Consider the following 16,665-nt stretch of genomic DNA (forward strand, 5'->3'; position numbering starts at 1 on the left):
TACTGCACTCGACAGGGTGTGGGAGAGTAGGACACTGCCGGAACATCTTTGCGAAAGGCCCTCCAACTTCGGTTGGAGGGCCTTTTTGCGTTCCCGGAAACCCGCGGGGACCACTATGTCCGATTCCTGTGTGGGCCAGGTCACCCTGGAGTATGTTGTCGAGAACAACATTCGCTCCAGCTCAACCGCCACAGGCGGTGGTTCCACGAAAGGCCCACGCTCATGCGTCAGGGGATCTTCGGCATCGCGGCCGTCTCGATCGCACTTCTCACTTCGCTCACCGCCTGCGGCGACGACACTTCGAACTCCTCGGGAAGTGGCGGCGCCAAGATCGGCGTCATCCTGCCCGACAGCAAGACCTCGGCGCGGTGGGAGACGGCGGATCGCAAGTACCTCCAGCAGGCGTTCGACGCCGCGGGGATCAAGGCCGACATCCAGAATGCCCAGGGCGACAAGAACGCCTTCCAGACGATCGCCGATCAGATGATCACCAACGGCGCCTCGGTGCTGATGATCACCAACCTCGACAGCGGCACCGGCAAGGCCGTCATTCAGAAGGCAAAAGCGCAGGGCGTCACCGTGATCGACTACGACCGGCTGACTCTCGGCGGCGGTGCGCCGTATTACGTGTCGTTCGACAACGTGAAGGTCGGACAGCTCATGGGCGACGGCCTCGCGAAGTGCTTGGCCGACAAGCAAGCAGCCAAGCCGGTGGTCGCCTACCTCAACGGCGGCCCGACCGACAACAACGCCGCCCTGTTCAAGAGCGGATACGACGGCGCGCTGAAGCCGAAGTTCGACGCGGGCGAATATGTGAAGGGCCCGGATCAGGCCGTTCCGGAATGGGACAACACCAAGGCGGGCACCATCTTCGAACAGATGCTCACCGGCACGCCGAACCTCGGCGGCACCGTCGCGGCTAACGACGGGCTGGCCAACGCGGCCATCGCAGTGCTGAAGAAGCAGAAGCTGAACGGGCAGATCCCGGTGACAGGTCAGGACGCCACGGTCCAGGGTCTGCAGAACGTCCTGGCCGGTGATCAGTGCATGACCGTGTACAAGGCGATCAAGCTCGAGGCCGCCGCCGGCGCGAAGCTGGCGATCGCGCTGGCCAACGGGGAGAAGGGCGAGGCGCCGAGCACTGTCGACGATCCCGAGGCGAAGTCGAAGGTGCCCGCGGTGCTTCTCGAGCCGAAGGCGATCTTCAAGAACAACGTGAACGACGTCGTGGCGGACGGCTTCGTCGACAAGGCCGAGTTGTGCACCGGTGAGTTCACCAAGCTCTGCGCGGACAACGGCGTCCGCTGATGACCGACACCCCGCTCATCGAATTACGCGGATTAGAGAAGAGTTTCGGTCCGGTCCATGTCCTGCACGATATCGACTTCTCCGCCTACCGCGGTGAGGTGACGGCCCTCGTCGGCGATAACGGCGCAGGAAAGTCGACCCTGGTCAAATGCATCGGCGGCACCCATGCGATCGATGCGGGCGAAGTGCTGTTCGACGGTGAGCCGGTGCAGATCGGCAATCCGCGAGACGCGGCCGAACTGGGGATCGAGATCGTCTACCAGGATCTCGCGCTCTGCGACAACCTCGACATCGTGCAGAACATGTTCCTCGGCCGGGAGAAGAAGCACGGCCTCGTGCTCGACGAATACGGCATGGAGGAGCTCGCGGGTGCGACCCTGGCCGGGCTGTCGGTGCGCACGGTGAAGTCCGTGCGTCAGAAGGTGGCCAGCCTGTCCGGCGGACAACGCCAGACCGTCGCCATCGCCAAGGCCGTGCTGTGGAACAGCAAGGTGGTGATTCTGGACGAGCCGACCGCGGCGCTCGGCGTCGCCCAGACTCAGCAGGTTCTCGAACTGGTGCGCCGCCTGGCCGACAAAGGTCTTGCGGTGGTGCTGATCTCGCACAACATGAACGACGTCTTCGCGGTGTCGGATCGGATCGCGGCGCTGTATCTGGGCCGGATGGCCGCACAGGTACGGACCGCCGAGGTGACGCATTCGCAGGTCGTCGAACTGATCACCTCCGGCCGCAGCGGGAGTCTCGGAATCGGAGTGCAGGCATGAGCGTGGTTGTCACGGACAAGGCCACCGAGCCTGCCGCACCGGTGACCGGGTTGGTCACCGGCTATGTCGCGCGGATTCGTGGCGGCAACATGGGCGCCTTGCCCTCGGTTATCGCGCTGGTGGTGCTGTCGGTCGTGTTCTGGATCGCGCGGCCGGTGTTCATGACCCAGGGCAATATCGCGAACCTGCTCACCCAGGGCGCCGCCATCGCGGTGATCGCCATGGGCTTGATCTTCGTGCTGCTGCTCGGGGAGATCGATCTGTCGGCCGGCTTCACCAGCGGTGTGTGTGCCGCGGTGCTCGCGGTCCTGCTCACCGACAAGGGCTGGCCCTGGTACGCGGCGGTGCTCGTCTCGTTGCTCACCGGTGTGGTGATCGGGCTGACCATCGGCGCGATCGTGGTGAAGATCGGGGTGCCGTCGTTCGTCGTGACGCTGGCCGCGTTCCTGGCGCTGCAGGGCGTGGCACTGAAGATCATGGACAACGGCCGCAACATCTCCATCCACGACGAGACGATCCTGGCGATCGCCAACAAGAATGTGCCGCCGCTGCTCGGCTGGGTCATGTACCTGGTGCTGGTGGGTGGGTTCTCGTTGGTGCAGTACCGAAAGTTGCGAGCGCGCACCACGCTGGGGCTGACCGGCGAGACGGCACCGGTGGTCGCGTTGCGGATCGCCACGGTCGCGGTGGTCGCGGGGATAGCGGTGCTGGTGCTCAACGACGAGCGCAGTCGCAACCCGGAGGTCAACTCGCTGCAGGGCATGCCGATCGTGGTGCCGATCATCATCGCGCTGTTGCTGCTGTGGACGTTCGTGCTCAATCGCACTTCGTTCGGCAGGCATGTCTACGCGGTCGGCGGCAGCGTGGAAGCGGCTCGGCGCGCGGGCATTCCGGTCGACCGGATCAAGATCAGCGCCTTCGTGCTGTGCTCGACGATGGCCGCCGTCGGCGGTTTGATCGCGGCCTCGCGGGCCAACTCGGTCGATCCGAACACCGGCGGTTCCGATGTTCTGCTCACCGCAGTCGGTGCGGCGGTGATCGGTGGGACCAGCCTGTTCGGTGGTCGTGGCCGGATGCTCGATGCGGTACTCGGTGCCGCGGTGGTCGCGGTGATCAACAACGGGATGGGCCTGATGGGCTACAGCGCGGGCACGAAATTCGTTGTGACAGGATTTGTCCTGCTGCTCGCGGCGGGGGTGGACGCGCTGTCGCGCAAGCGTTCGCTGCCAGGAAGTTGACCATCGACCGGGAAGGCTGGGCCGGATGAGGGCTGCACCCGCCCCGGACGAGATCCGAACACGTAATCTCGCCGTGCTGTTGCGCCACGTCCATCTGAGCGGGCCGGTCTCGCGGGCGGAGCTGGCCGAGCGAATGGGCCTGAACCGCAGCACAATTCTGGCGCTGACCACCGATCTGGCCGCTGCCGGGCTGGTGAGTGAGCAACTGCCACGCCAGACCGGGAAGGCCGGTCGGCCGTCGCTGGTGGTGCGGCCGGAGTCGGAGCGGGTATTCGTGCTCGCGCTGGACGTCGGCGCGGATCGGCTCGCGGTAGCGCGGGTCGGTCTGGGCGGTGTGATTCTCGACCGGCGTGAAACGCCGCGTGAGAGTGCGGCTTTCGATCCCGACGAAGTGATCGAATCCCTGGCGGTGCTGGCCGAGACGATGATCGACACGGCAGGACGCGACAGTGTCTGCGTGGGTGTGGGTCTCGCGTTCTGCGGGATGGTTCGGCAGGGCGACGGTGTGGTGCGGTACGGGCCGAACATCGGCTGGGTGGATGTGCCGGTGGGCGCGAAACTGTCCGAGCGGCTCGGTGTTCGGGTCGTGGTCGGCAACAACGCGAATCTGGGAGCGCTCGCCGAGCGTGAGCGGGGTGTCGGTGCGGGGGTGTCGGAACTGATCTACCTGCACGGTGAGGTCGGCATCGGTGGTGGCGTCATCATGGGTGGTGAGTTGCTCGGTGGTGAGGGCGGCTACGGCGGCGAGGTCGGGCACATGATCGTCAACCCCGGCGGGCGGACGTGCCGGTGTGGTTCACGTGGCTGCCTGGAGGCCGAGGCGGGGGAGCTGGCGTTGATCGCGCTGGCGGGGCGGGCCGACCTCACCGGCCGGGCGGCGGTCGAGGCGATCGTCGACGCGGCGGCTCGCGGTGACGCGGTCGCCCGCGACGCGTTGCACCAGGTCGGGGACTGGCTCGGCTACGGGGTGGCCAATCTCGTCAATATCTTCAACCCGACGATGGTCGTGTTCGGTGGTGTCCTGCGCGAGATCTACCTCGCCTCGGCCGCGCAGGTCCGCAGCCGGTTGGCGGAGAACGGACTACTGGCCGTGCGCGAACGTGTTCGTCTGCGGACCTCCGCGCTGGCCGACGACGCGCCGCTGATCGGGGCCGCGGAACTGGCGTTCGCCGACGTGCTGACCGACCCACTCCAGACACTGGCGCGTAGCTCCGGCAGGTGATCGATCGGCGCCGGTCTCGCGACTATCGTGAAGGAATGGCGACCACAAGGATCGGCACGCAGATCAATGCGCCGCGCTCGACCGTCTACCGCCTGATGTTGGACGCCGACGCGGTCGCGGCCTGGATGCCCCCGCCCGGGATAACGGCCGAAGTGCATCGGTTCGAGCCGAAAGAGGGCGGATCGTTCTCGATCACCCTCACCTATGACGAGCCGACGGCCACGGGTGAGACGCGGCCGCCGCACCGCGACGCCTGTTTCGGGACGTTCCGCACGCTGGTACCGGATGAGCAGATCATCGAGGTGCTGGAATTCGTCACCGAGATCCCGGACATGACCGGTGCGCAAACCGTGACGTTCACCCTGACCGACGCCGACGGCGGCACCTACCTCGACACGGTGCACGAGGGGGTTCCGCCGGGGCTGAGCTCCGCCGACAACGAGAGGACCTGGCACCAGTCGTTAGCGAAACTGACCGCGCTGGCCGAGCGGGAATCGCGCGGCTGACCGCAGACCCACGCGGAGTCGTGCCCTTCAAATCATAGAAACGCTAATGGTGTTCGGGGGCGATCGTGGTTGCTTGAATTCGTCTATGTACCGACCGAACACCTCTCGACCCGGCCTGCGTGGCCGCGCCACCGCCGCACTCCTCGCGATGGCAACCGTTGCGACGCTCGGCCTGACCGGCTGCGCGCAAGGCAACAACACACCGGTCGGCACCCCCGACGCGCCACTGCCCACCGAGGTTCCACCGGGGACCACGCTCGTCGTCGCCGATCAGTCGGAACGTCTGCAATCGGCGCTGCGGCTGTCCGGTGAGCTGGACAAGCTGCCGTTCAAGATCGAGTTCGCGAACTTCGTCGGCGGCCCGGCCATTCTCGAGGCGTTCCGGGCAGGCGCGGCCGACGTCGGTCAGGTCGGCGATGTGCCGCCGATCCACGCACTGGCCGCCGGCCAGGACGTCCCGATCATCGGCTCCTATCAGACCAACCCTCAGGCGCTGAAACTCGCTGTCGCGCCGGGCCGTTCGATCAGCAAGCTCGCGGATCTGAAGGGCAAGAAGATCGCCTACGCCGAGGGCACCGCCCAGCAGGCGGCGGTGTTGAAGGCGCTTACCAAGGCGGGTCTGAAGCCCACCGATGTGGAGCTGGTCCGGCTGCAGCTGGCCGAGTTCCCTGACGCGGTCCGCACCGCTCAGGTCGACGTCGCGCCGCTGATCGAACCCAACGTGACCCGGTTCCTGCGCACCGAGGGCGCCTCGCTGATCCCGGACTCGGAGACCACGGGCATCTACAGCGGCCTCGCCTACCTGTACGCGCGCCGGGCGGTGGTCCAGGATCCGGCGAAGGCCGCCGCGACCCGTGCTCTGGTCGGCGCGTTCGTGCGGGCCTGGCAGTGGACCAACACCCACCGCGAGGAATGGGCCACCCGCTACTACGTCGGAAGCCAGAAGGTCAGCGCCGACGATGCCAAGCGGATCGTCGAATCGCTGGGCACCTACACCTTCCCGCACCTGGACCAGCAGTTGATCGCCCGGCAGCAGACCACCATCGACGCGATCGACGCCGTGGGCGAGCTGCCCAAGAAGATCAAGGCCGTCGACGGTTTCGACCTGCGCTTCGACGCCGCGGTTACCGAGGCGGTCACTGCCAGCGGAGCCGCGTTCGCACCGGCGGTGAGCTGATGGCCACCATCGATGCCGGGGCGCTGCGCAAACTCAGGACCAGCACCGCCCCGGTCGAGGCACTCGCCCCACGCGGGCGAGGCCGGCGCAGACTGGGACCCGGCAAGCCGATCCCATTCGGCTTCGCCCTCGGTCCGGTTCTGCTCATCGGTACCTGGGTTATCGGCTCCGCGATCGGGGCCATCGACCCGGAGACCCTGCCCGCGCCGTGGACCGTCGCGCAGACCGCGGGCGAGCTGATCGCCGACGGACGATTGCAGTCCAATCTGCTGACCTCGTTGCAGCGCGCCGTGATCGGCCTCGTTCTCGGTGTGGCGATCGGCGTGGTACTCGCGCTGGTCGCGGGGCTGAGCCGGATCGGTGAGGCGGTGGTCGACGGTCCCGTGCAGATCAAGCGGGCGATCCCGACTCTGGCACTGATCCCGCTGTTCATCGTCTGGTTCGGGATCGGCGAGCAGATGAAGCTGATCGTGATCACCACCAGCGTGCTCATTCCGATCTACATCAATACCCACGCCTACCTGCGCAGTGTCGACGCGCGCTATGTGGAACTGGCCGAGACCGTCGGGCTGTCGCGGTGGGGCTTCCTGCGTCGCATCGCGTTGCCGGGCTCGTTGCCGGGCTTCTTCCTCGGACTGCGGCTGGCGGTGACCATTTCCTGGTTGGCGCTGGTGGTGGTCGAACAGGTCAACGCGACCAGCGGCATCGGCTACCTGATGACCCAGGCGCGCACCTACGGCCAGATCGACGTGATCGTCGTCGGTCTGGTGATCTACGGGCTGCTCGGACTGTTCGGTGATCTCGCCGTGCGGGCAACGGAACGAAAGGTGCTGGCATGGCGACAGACACTGGGCGACTGAGCTCCGACGAGCGGGTCGTCGTACGCACCCGCGCCCTGACCCGCGGCTTCGGCGAGCGAATCGTTCTGAACGGCATCGACATCGAGATCCGGCGCGGTGAGTTCGTCGCGCTGCTCGGGCGCAGCGGTTCCGGCAAGAGCACGCTGCTGCGGGCACTGGCCGAACTCGATTCCGACGTGCCCGGATCCGGTGACCTGACGGTGCCGACGCAGCGCGCGGTGGTGTTCCAGGATTCGCGGCTGCTGCCATGGGCGCGGGTACTCGACAATGTGGTGCTCGGGCTGACCGGGCGCGACGCGCAGCAACGCGGGCGCTCCGCACTGGCCGAGGTGGGGTTGGCCGGGCGAGAAAAGGCTTGGCCGCGTGAGCTTTCCGGCGGTGAACAACAGCGGGTGGCGTTGGCCAGGTCGCTGGTGCGCGAGCCGGAACTGCTCCTGGCCGACGAACCGTTCGGCGCGCTCGACGCGCTGACCCGGATTAGGATGCACGCCCTGTTGCAGGCGCTGTGCGAGCGGCACCGGCCCGCCGTGCTGCTGGTGACCCACGATGTGGACGAGGCCGTGCTGCTCGCCGATCGGGTACTGGTCCTCGACGAGGGCCGGATCACGATCGACCAACGCATCGAGACCCCGCGCCCGCGCAGACACGCGCACCCGGAGTTCGTCCGGCTGCGCGAGGTGCTGCTGACCGGGCTCGGCGTCGACACAACAGATTCAGAGAAAGTGAAACAGGCCTCATGAGTGCACCGCGTCAACTGAGTCTGAACGCGTTCATCTACCCGTCCGGGCATCATGAGGCCGCCTGGCGGCATCCCGACAGCAGGCCCGACCGCATCTACGACGTCTCCTACTACCAGGAGATCGGGCGCACCGCGGAGGCGGCGAAGCTCGATGCGGTGTTCTTCGCCGACGGTCCCGCCTTGCGCACCGATGTTCGTCACAATGCCGCGCCCGGCCTGGAGCCGATCACGCTGCTCACCGCGATCGCCGCGGCGACAACACACCTGGGCCTGATCGCGACCGCGTCCACCACCTACTACGAGCCCTACAACCTGGCGCGGCTGTTCTCCTCGCTCGACCACATCTCCGGAGGCCGCGCGGGCTGGAACATCGTCACCACCGGCACCGATCTGGCCGCGGCCAACTTCGGGCTCGAACGCCACCCGGACCACGCCGAACGTTATGCCCGCGCACGGGAATTCGTCGACGCGGTGGTCGGGCTGTGGGACAGCTGGGAAGACGACGCGATCGTGCTCGACCGCGCCGCCGGTGTGTACGCCGATCCGGACAAGATCCATCCGATCGACTTCGTCGGCGAACATCTCAGTGTGCGTGGGCCGTTCAACTCGGCGCGGACACCGCAGGGCCGTCCGGTCCTAGTGCAGGCCGGTGCGTCGAACGAGGGCCGTGCCTTCGCGGGCAAGTACGCGGAGGCGATCTTCACGGCCCATCAGCGACTGTCGGACGCGCAGTCCTTCTACGCCGATATCAAGTCCAAGGCCACCGAGTTCGGCCGTACCGCCGACGAGGTGAAGATCCTGCCCGGGATCAGCCCGTTCATCGCCGACACCGAGGCCGCGGCACTGCGTTTGGAACGTGAGTTCAACGAGCTGACGGTGCCCGAATACGGGCTCAAGCAGCTGGAATCGATCACCGGCACCTCGCTGCGGACCCTCGAGCTCGACGAGCTGGTGCCCGTGGAAGTGTTCGCGGGGGCGGGCGATGTCACCGACAACGCGCGCAGCAGATTGCAGGTGGTGGCGGGGATCGTCGAGCGGGAACGACCGACTTTGCGTGGGCTGCTGCACCGGCTGGCCGGTGCGCGCGGACACCGGGTGTTCGCGGGAACCCCCGAGCAAGTGGCCGACACCATCGAAGAGTGGTTCACCCAGGGCGCGGCGGACGGCTTCAACGTGATGCCGCCGTACTACCCCGGTGGGCTCGAGGTATTCGCCGAAACGGTGGTGCCGATCCTGCAGGAGCGCGGGCTGTTCCGCACCGAATACACCGGGACCACGTTGCGCGACCACTTCGGGCTCGCGCGCCCGGAAAGCAAGTTCGCCCGCAGTGCCGCACTAGCCGGATGACGGCGGGCTGTAGTAGCCGGCCCGGCACCCGCCGGTCGGTGGTGGCGCCGTGACTCAGCTGCGATCCATGGCGCTGGCGGTGTTCGTTCCCTCCGCCATCTACGGAATCGGTTCGGGCGCAGCGGCTCCCATGCTGCCGCTGCACGCACTCGAACTCGGCGCGTCGGTCGGCACCGCGGGCGTGGTCGTCGCCATGATGGGCTTTGGGCTCATTCTCGGCGATCTGCCCGCGGGCTGGCTGGTGGCGCGCACGGGGGAGCGCAAGGCGATCGCGCTCGGTTCCTTCACCTGCGCGCTGGGCCTGCTCGTGGCCATCCTCGCGCCGAACATCGCCGTGTTCGCCCTCGGGCTGCTGATCAACGGCGCATCGGGGGCGGTGTGGGGGCTGGCCAGGCAGACCTACATCGTGGCCGTGGTGCCGAGTGCTGATCGGGGACGGGCCTTTTCGGCGCTGGCCGGGTGGATGCGGTTCGGGTTCTTCGCCGGGCCCTTCCTCGGCGCGGGCGCGGTGCACTGGCTCGGCCCGATCGGTGGCCTGTGGATCCAGCTCGTCGCCATGCTCGTCGCGGGTGCGCTGGTGTTCGCCATGCCCGAGACCGATGGTTCACCGACGGTGGTGAGCGACAACACGATTCGCTCCGTGGTGGTCGAGCATCGCAGGCTGCTCAGCACGCTCGGACTCGGCGCCCTGCTGATGGGAGCGGCACGGGCGGCCCGGCAATCGCTGCTGCCGTTGTGGGCGGTGCACATCGGCGCCGACGCGGCGACCACCAGCATCGTGTTCGGTATCGCGGGCGCGGTGGACGTGCTGATGTCGTATCCGGCCGGAATCTGGCTGGATCGATACGGTCGCAAGGCGATCGGCGTTCCCGCGATGATCGCCTTCGCGGCGGGATATGCCGCGCTGCCGTTCGCGGGGTCGGTGGTCGGGCTGACCGCTGTCGCCGTGCTGCTCGGCTTCGCCAACGGGTTGAGCAACGGCGTGATCATGACCGTCGGCGCCGATGTGGCGCCGCCCGGTCAGCGCGCGGAGTTCCTCGGTGCCTGGCGGCTCACCCACGACATCGGGATGTTCGCGGGCCCGATCGCGGTCGGCGCCATCAGCGCGGTGACGGTGCTGGGCGCGGCGGCGGGAGCGCTCGCGGTGGCGGGGCTCGGCGGAGCGGCCGCGATGTATCGCTGGTTCCCCGGACGCCCGGTCGTCGCGGTGGCGGTGCCGAGGAAGCCTGCCGCGAGTCCGAACGAAACCAGGGAATCGGTGGAGAGCAGTTGACGATGCCGCCGGCGGCATCAGGAAAGCCTAGGGCCAGGCGGCGTCGCGTCCGGTGAGGCCGAGGATGCGGTCGATCAGCGGGGCGGTGGCCGCGACAAGTACCTCGGGGCCGGTAGATACCCATCTCACGGCCCCGATCGGCGGTGTCGTCGTAGGTGTCGCGCAGCAGGTCGTCGTCCCAGTGTGGCGTGCTGCCGCTCGCGCGAGCGAGGTCCCAGCCGTGGACGTCCGGGCGTCGGTAGTGCACCGAGGTGGCCACTGCGGCGCGGTGCTCGCGACGGCGGCCGGAAGCGTTCGGATTCGACCGCCCCTACAGTGGAAGTATGTCGTCATTCGATCGGCATCCGTCCACCGTCGCGGACTTCGACGATGCGCGTCGGCGGGATCGGTTGCGTGAAACCAGGCTGGGACACGGGTGGCGCGGTTGGCGCCGGACCAGGCTGGCGGTGCTGCGAATTCTCGGGGTGCTGCTGGTCGCGATGATCGTGTTCGGGCAGTACTGGGTGCACGATGTGGCTCCCGAACGCGATCGGCTGGCACAGACCACGCCGGAGTTGCTGCCCGCGAATCTGCCTGCGGACGCGCGGGATTGGGATACCGCGGTCGTCGATATGGTGGGGCTCGGGGGAGTCAACGCGGCACCGACCGCCAAGGCACTGCCCGCGCTCAGTCGCCTCGGGGTGGTGTGGGCGGTGCGCTACGACAACGCGGGTATCGACACCAAGGTGATCGCCGAGATGATCGTGCGGGCCGCGCGGTACGGCAATGTGCGCAATATCGTGCTGGTCGGTCACAGCATGGGCGGGATCATCGCACTCGAGGTGGCGCGCCATATCCACCTGGGCAGCGACCGGCGATTGGTGGCCGTCGTGCTGGACTGCACGCCGATGGATCTGGACGCGGTCCGCCCGGAGAGTCGCAGTCGCGGTGCCGATCTGGTGCGATGGGTGGGCTGGTTGCCCGGGGCGAGGGAGAGCAGGCTCCTGCGCTTCGTGGTCGAGATGTCGGCTCGGCGTGAACGTTTCGCGCAGCGGGACGGACTGTTCTTCGATATCGACTACCGCGCCATGGGTCAGGCGGCCTCAGAGGTATTGCGCGACAAGATCTTCTCTCGTGATGCCGCCAGCAACGGGTTGATCGAGGCGCAGTTCCTGGCGATCGTGGCCGGCGGCGGCACGGCGGATCTGCGGGCGCTCGGCAAACCGAATCCGGACAAGCGAAACCCGGCGATCGTGTTCATCCGGCCCCGCGAGGCGTCGCGCGATGACGTGGTGGACGTGGAGTATTCGCACAGGGTGCTGATCGAACAGTCCGGCGGCGTCAACGGCACCCTGTCGGTGGTGCGGCCGACTCGGACCGAACACGCGAATCCGATTCAGCGACCCGATGAATACAACGAGGTCATCGAAACGCAGGTACTGCCGTTCGTGCGGCGCTACCAGGAAGCCAATCGCAACGACCCGCCCTGATCAGCGCACCCGGGTCCCGAGGATGGTGCGCACGCCCGCGATGAACAGCTGCAAGCCGAAGTCGAAGCGCGCGGTGGGGTCGGGAGTGTCGAGCAACGGTGTGTTGTCCTCGGGCAGCGCGCCGACGGAGTCCATCTGCATGCGCGACTGCTCGTCGACGGTCTGGCCGAGCACGTAGTAGAGCAGGGTGTAGGCCGTGAGATCGGCTTCCTCCCTGGTCATCCCGGCACGGATCACAATGCCCGCCAGGCGTTCACGCGCCTTGCTGGTGGTCAGGCGCGAGGCGTAGGTGGCCGAGACCAGTTCGGCGCCGTCGCGATAGGCGAGCAGGCAGTCGCGCAGTCGATGCGCCAGTTCGGTGAGCTGCGCGGGCCATTCGGCGGCTGCGATCGGCTCGTCCATCGGGGCGAGAATCCGGTCGGCCACCGCGCCGAGCAGGGTCTGCTTGTCCTTGACGTGCCAGTACAACGCCCCCGGCTGCACCTGCAGCGAGCCCGCGAGCCGGCGCATCGTCAGATCGGCGAGCCCGTACTGATCGAGAATCGCGACGGCGGCATCGACCACATCCGTCTTCCGCAGTTGCACGCGCGTCCTTCCGACGATTTTCCGACCCGAGTGTCGTGGTTCACTCGTAGCCGCTACCCTATCCTGAACACCGTTCAAGTTGCACGGCCACGCCGGGTGGACCACACCCACGGCACGTGCGCACACCCCCGTCGAAGGGACATCACGTCGTGACGCAGGCACCCGTCCAGACCGATATTCTGGCTATCGCCCGTGAGCAGGTGCTCGAGCGCGGCGAGGGCCTCACCGAGCAGCAGGCCGTCGAGGTGCTGCGCCTGGGTGACGAACACCTGGAAGCGCTGCTCGAGCTCGCCCACGACGTGCGGATGAAGTGGTGTGGCCCCGAGGTCGAGGTCGAGGGCATCATCAGCCTCAAGACCGGCGGCTGCCCCGAGGACTGCCACTTCTGCTCGCAGTCGGGCCTGTTCCAGTCGCCTGTGCGCGCGGCCTGGCTCGACATTCCCAGCCTGGTCGAGGCGGCCAAGCAGACCGCGAAGACCGGCGCCACCGAGTTCTGCATCGTCGCCGCGGTGCGCGGCCCCGACGAGCGCCTGATGGCGCAGGTCGCCGCCGGTGTGGAGGCCATCCGCAACGAGGTGGACATCCAGGTCGCGTGCTCGCTGGGCATGCTCAACCAGGAACAGGTCGACCAGCTCGCCGCGATGGGCGTGCACCGCTACAACCACAACCTCGAGACCGCCAAGTCGCACTTCCCCAAGGTGGTCACCACCCACTCCTACGAGGAGCGCTTCGAAACCCTGCGGATGGTGCGCGAAGCGGGCATGGAGGTGTGCTGCGGCGGCATCCTCGGCATGGGCGAGACCATCGAGCAGCGCGCCGAGTTCGCCGCGCAGCTGGCGTCGCTGAACCCCGACGAGGTTCCGTTGAACTTCCTGAACCCGCGTCCCGGCACCCCGTTCGGTGACCTGGAGGTGCTGCCCGCCGCCGACGCGCTGCGCGCGATCGCCACGTTCCGGCTCGCGATGCCGCGCACCATCCTGCGTTTCGCCGGTGGTCGTGAGATCACCCTCGGCGACCTGGGCGCCAAGCAGGGCATGCTCGGCGGCATCAACGCCGTCATCGTCGGCAACTACCTCACCACCCTCGGCCGTCCCGCCGAGTCCGACCTCGATCTGCTCGGTGAGCTGAGCATGCCGATCAAGGCGCTCAACGAAACCCTGTAAAACGCTGTGTACGATCGAGTATCGACCCAGGTCGGCAGGGATGACGCGACCGTCGAGTCACACTTCACGGAGGCGGTAACCGCATTGGACGAGCGCTACAACCCGTTCACCGGCAAGCGGATCGTGGCCGGGATCGACGATGTCACGCCCGCGTCGGCGACGCTCGGTCTCGAACCACCGCGATTCTGCGAGCAGTGCGGACGCCGGATGATCGTGCAGATCAGCCCGGATGGCTGGTGGGCCAAGTGCTCACGGCACGGTGTCATCGAATCGGCACAGTTGGAACGCCGGTAGTGCTCGGCCGCGAGGAGCGCCCCGAGGTGTTGCGGCGCGAGATCGTCGGCGTCGGCATCGTCATGGCCGTGGTGCTGGTGGCGAGTGCGGCGGCCGGGGTGGTGTGGGGTCTGCTCGCACCGACCGAGCGGTTGCGGGTGACTCAGCCGGGGCGCGCCGCGGTGCTCACCGGCGAGAGTCTGCACCTGTTCGACGCGGTCGCGATGTTCCTGTGCTTCGGCGCGGTGGTCGCGGTGCTGAGTGCGGTCGGGGCGTGGCGGGTGCGGACCACGCGCGGGCCCGCGCTCGTGCTCGGCATGCTGCTCGCCTCGGGGCTGGGCGCTGCGCTGATGATGTGGATCGGGGAATGGGTTGCGGGCGTGCGTCATCCGCGTCCCGGCGATCCGGCGATCGGCCAGATCGTCGCGCTGCCGGCGGAAGTCGGGACCGATCTCGCACTGCTGATCCAGCCGTTCCTGGCCGCCCTGGTGTTGTTGTTCCTCGCCGCGCTGCACCCGGCCGTCGATCTCCATTCCGGCGCGGCCGGGCTGCTCGGCGACTTACGTCCGGCCGATTTCGGCGACGAGTCCGACGACTACCGCCTGCCCTACGGTGCCGAACAGTATCGGCCGAGCGGCGATTTCGATCCGAGTTCGCAACCACGCGGCTGAGCGGCCATCAAGCGATACCATTTTCGCATAACAGCAGGTAGATACCGGCTGTCGTGTGAGAGGAACGGTCGTGGGATTCATCGGTGGTGGTCCGGTTGTCGAGGAACTGGACGCGAAATTCTGGCGGCTCACCGAACCGCTCACCTACCAGGCCGCGGTCGAAACCTTCACGGTGCCTACCGGATTCCGCACCGACTTCGCCTCGGTGCCGCGCGCGCTGGTCTGGCTGATCCCGCGCTACGGTGTCTACACCAGAGCCGCGATCCTGCACGACTACCTGTGCCGCACAGGCGAAGTCGGCCCCGCCGACGCCGACGGGATATTCCGGCGCAGCCTGCGCGAGGCCGGGGTTTCGGTACCGCGACGCTGGATGATGTGGACGGCGGTCCGCCTCGGCAGCCGGCTTCGTGGGGCGCGTGCGGTCGATGTGCTCGGGTGGTCGCTGATCGCGGTGCCTTCCGTGGTCTTTCTCGTGATCCCGGTGCTGGTGGTCACCGCCGCGCTACTGGTGTTCTGGGTGGTCGAGCTCGGGTTCTGGGCAGTGGGGCGGATCACCCGCCACACTGCAGCGCCGCCGCCGCAACCGCAGATGAAGACCGCCTGATCGCGCATCTCACCCGGAATGGGGGAGGTGGCGGCGCCTTCGCGTGGTTAGCGTTCGGCGCATGTCCGAGCCGAGCACCGACACCGCGCCCCCGGCCCCGCCCGTCGAATGGTCGATTCCGCGCGGTCTGATCGTGCTGCTGTCGCTCGGTGCGGGAGTGGTCACCATCGGCGGCCTGAAGGCCTTCTCCGGCATCATCGGACCGGTCTTCCTCGCCCTCATGTTGACCATCGCGGTGCAACCGATCCAGAGTTGGGCGCGCCGCAAGGGCTGGCCTGCCTGGCTCGGTATGGCCGCGGCACTGGTGGCGGTGGTCGGGATTCTGTTCGGCATCGGTGGGGCACTGGCGCTGTCGGCGGTGCAGCTGGCCTCGCTGCTGCCCGAATATGCCGACAAGCTCAACGAATTGCTCGACCATGGGCGCGCCTGGCTGTCGGATCTCGGGGTGAGCTCCGACCAGATCCACAAGGCGCTCAGCGGCATCGACGTGGGTAAGGCCGCGAGTGTCATCGAGGAGCTGGTCGGCGGGGTGCTCGGAGTCTTCTCGAATCTGTTCTTCGTCGTGGCGCTGCTGCTGTTCATGGCCGTCGACGGGATGACGATGGACCGCCGGCTGGCGATCGTGGCTCGCGAGCGGCCCGCGATCGCACAGGCACTGGACTATTTCGTCACCGGAACGCGCAAATACCTCATCGTGTCCACGGTGTTCGGTGCCATCGTGGCCGTGATCGACGGTGGGGCACTGTGGTTGATGGGGGTACCGCTGCCGATCCTGTGGGCGCTGCTGTCGTTCATCACCAACTACATCCCGAACGTCGGGTTCGTTATCGGCGTCATCCCGCCCGCGCTGCTGGCCCTACTCGACAGCGGTCCGGTGCTGATGATCTGGGTGATCGTGGTCTATTCGGTGATCAACTTCGTGATCCAGTCGATCATTCAGCCCAAGTTCGTCGGTGACGCCGTGGGCCTCGGAGTCACCATCACGTTCCTGTCGCTGGTGTTCTGGGCGTGGGTGATCGGGGCGCTCGGCGCGCTGCTGGCGATTCCGCTGACGCTGCTGGTGAAGGCGCTGCTGTTCGACATCGACCCGACAACGCGATGGGCGGATGTGCTGATCGGTGCGCCGATCGACCAGAAACCCGCGCCGCGCAAGGAATCCGGCAAGCCGACCGGGGCCCGGACAGCGGTGGACAAGGAATAGCGGGCGCCGCGGATCGGTTCACCGAAAACCAGTGGAACGCGGTCGGACCCGCTCCCTATCCTGGCAGCATCGTATTTTCGGGGGAGGACCTTGACCATGAAGACCGCAGCCGGGCAATCCACTGAGCCGCCCGCCGAGCGACCCGATCTGGTCGCCTGGCGCCGCCGCCACGCCCTGCGCAGCTCGTCCGCTGCCACCGCGGTGCCCAGCGGGCGCGCTTACCGCCGCTCGCCGAAGCATCGCGATCGCCGCCACGATTCGTGAC

18 protein-coding genes are annotated in these 16,665 nt (G+C 67.4%); 17 read left to right on the plus strand and 1 reads right to left on the minus strand.

Annotated elements, in window-relative coordinates; translation table 11 throughout:
* Positions 1 to 222 precede the first annotated feature (222 nt).
* The 11 genes from ACWGCN_RS27015 (at position 223) to ACWGCN_RS27065 (ending at position 11,903) form a co-directional block, all read left to right on the plus strand.
* Positions 223 to 1,308, plus strand: coding sequence for a sugar ABC transporter substrate-binding protein (locus ACWGCN_RS27015; protein WP_378995798.1), 1,086 nt, complete (start codon positions 223 to 225; stop codon positions 1,306 to 1,308).
* Complete coding sequence (locus ACWGCN_RS27020; protein WP_452453881.1) at positions 1,308 to 2,072, plus strand: ATP-binding cassette domain-containing protein; 765 nt, start codon at positions 1,308 to 1,310, stop codon at positions 2,070 to 2,072. The genes ACWGCN_RS27015 and ACWGCN_RS27020 overlap by 1 nt, the downstream gene beginning before the upstream one ends.
* The gene (locus ACWGCN_RS27025) at positions 2,069 to 3,310 is read left to right on the plus strand and encodes a sugar ABC transporter permease (RefSeq protein WP_452458198.1); all 1,242 of its coding nucleotides are present in this window, start codon (positions 2,069 to 2,071) and stop codon (positions 3,308 to 3,310) included. The genes ACWGCN_RS27020 and ACWGCN_RS27025 overlap by 4 nt, the downstream gene beginning before the upstream one ends.
* Positions 3,311 to 3,335: 25 nt before the next feature.
* Positions 3,336 to 4,532 carry an ROK family protein gene (locus tag ACWGCN_RS27030; protein WP_449971979.1) on the plus strand — a complete coding sequence of 399 codons (1,197 nt, stop codon included), beginning with the start codon at positions 3,336 to 3,338 and terminating at the stop codon, positions 4,530 to 4,532.
* Positions 4,529 to 5,038, plus strand: coding sequence for an SRPBCC domain-containing protein (locus ACWGCN_RS27035; protein WP_452458197.1), 510 nt, complete (start codon positions 4,529 to 4,531; stop codon positions 5,036 to 5,038). Before ACWGCN_RS27030 ends, ACWGCN_RS27035 begins: the two co-directional genes overlap by 4 nt.
* A gap of 85 nt (positions 5,039 to 5,123) precedes the next feature.
* The gene (locus ACWGCN_RS27040) at positions 5,124 to 6,215 is read left to right on the plus strand and encodes an ABC transporter substrate-binding protein (RefSeq protein ID WP_379312033.1); all 1,092 of its coding nucleotides are present in this window, start codon (positions 5,124 to 5,126) and stop codon (positions 6,213 to 6,215) included.
* Positions 6,215 to 7,075: an ABC transporter permease gene (locus tag ACWGCN_RS27045; RefSeq protein ID WP_387448952.1), complete on the plus strand. Its 861-nt coding sequence runs from the start codon at positions 6,215 to 6,217 to the stop codon at positions 7,073 to 7,075. Before ACWGCN_RS27040 ends, ACWGCN_RS27045 begins: the two co-directional genes overlap by 1 nt.
* Complete coding sequence (locus ACWGCN_RS27050; RefSeq protein ID WP_378995784.1) at positions 7,051 to 7,815, plus strand: ABC transporter ATP-binding protein; 765 nt, start codon at positions 7,051 to 7,053, stop codon at positions 7,813 to 7,815. The genes ACWGCN_RS27045 and ACWGCN_RS27050 overlap by 25 nt, the downstream gene beginning before the upstream one ends.
* Complete coding sequence (locus ACWGCN_RS27055; protein WP_378995781.1) at positions 7,812 to 9,161, plus strand: LLM class flavin-dependent oxidoreductase; 1,350 nt, start codon at positions 7,812 to 7,814, stop codon at positions 9,159 to 9,161. Before ACWGCN_RS27050 ends, ACWGCN_RS27055 begins: the two co-directional genes overlap by 4 nt.
* A 49-nt stretch (positions 9,162 to 9,210) precedes the next feature.
* Positions 9,211 to 10,434 carry an MFS transporter gene (locus ACWGCN_RS27060; RefSeq protein WP_452458196.1) on the plus strand — a complete coding sequence of 408 codons (1,224 nt, stop codon included), beginning with the start codon at positions 9,211 to 9,213 and terminating at the stop codon, positions 10,432 to 10,434.
* A gap of 323 nt (positions 10,435 to 10,757) precedes the next feature.
* A complete protein-coding gene (locus ACWGCN_RS27065; protein ID WP_452458195.1) occupies positions 10,758 to 11,903 on the plus strand; it encodes an alpha/beta fold hydrolase in 1,146 nt (381 codons plus the stop codon).
* On the opposite strand, the gene ACWGCN_RS27070 is transcribed toward ACWGCN_RS27065, so the two are convergent.
* Positions 11,904 to 12,488 (minus strand): TetR/AcrR family transcriptional regulator C-terminal domain-containing protein, encoded by a 585-nt coding sequence (locus ACWGCN_RS27070; protein WP_379312027.1) that lies wholly within the window; start codon positions 12,486 to 12,488, stop codon positions 11,904 to 11,906.
* A 149-nt stretch (positions 12,489 to 12,637) separates the two neighbouring features.
* Between ACWGCN_RS27070 and bioB the strand changes: the two genes are divergently transcribed.
* The 6 genes from bioB to ACWGCN_RS27100 all read left to right on the plus strand — a co-directional run bounded on the left by bioB (position 12,638) and on the right by ACWGCN_RS27100 (position 16,664).
* Positions 12,638 to 13,651 carry a biotin synthase BioB gene (gene bioB, locus ACWGCN_RS27075; protein WP_378637307.1) on the plus strand — a complete coding sequence of 338 codons (1,014 nt, stop codon included), beginning with the start codon at positions 12,638 to 12,640 and terminating at the stop codon, positions 13,649 to 13,651.
* Positions 13,652 to 13,735: 84 nt separating this feature from the next.
* Positions 13,736 to 13,945, plus strand: coding sequence for a biotin synthase auxiliary protein BsaP (bsaP, locus tag ACWGCN_RS27080; protein ID WP_378637366.1), 210 nt, complete (start codon positions 13,736 to 13,738; stop codon positions 13,943 to 13,945).
* The gene (locus ACWGCN_RS27085; protein ID WP_452458194.1) at positions 13,945 to 14,595 is read left to right on the plus strand and encodes a DUF2567 domain-containing protein; all 651 of its coding nucleotides are present in this window, start codon (positions 13,945 to 13,947) and stop codon (positions 14,593 to 14,595) included. The genes bsaP and ACWGCN_RS27085 overlap by 1 nt, the downstream gene beginning before the upstream one ends.
* A 70-nt stretch (positions 14,596 to 14,665) precedes the next feature.
* Positions 14,666 to 15,199 (plus strand): DUF1353 domain-containing protein, encoded by a 534-nt coding sequence (locus ACWGCN_RS27090; RefSeq protein ID WP_378995773.1) that lies wholly within the window; start codon positions 14,666 to 14,668, stop codon positions 15,197 to 15,199.
* 61 nt (positions 15,200 to 15,260) lie between these two features.
* A complete protein-coding gene (locus tag ACWGCN_RS27095) occupies positions 15,261 to 16,400 on the plus strand; it encodes an AI-2E family transporter (RefSeq protein ID WP_452458193.1) in 1,140 nt (379 codons plus the stop codon).
* A 96-nt stretch (positions 16,401 to 16,496) separates the two neighbouring features.
* Positions 16,497 to 16,664 (plus strand): hypothetical protein, encoded by a 168-nt coding sequence (locus ACWGCN_RS27100; protein ID WP_358072375.1) that lies wholly within the window; start codon positions 16,497 to 16,499, stop codon positions 16,662 to 16,664.
* Position 16,665 lies beyond the last annotated feature (1 nt).

Source organism: Nocardia sp. NPDC055050, assembly GCF_053608345.1.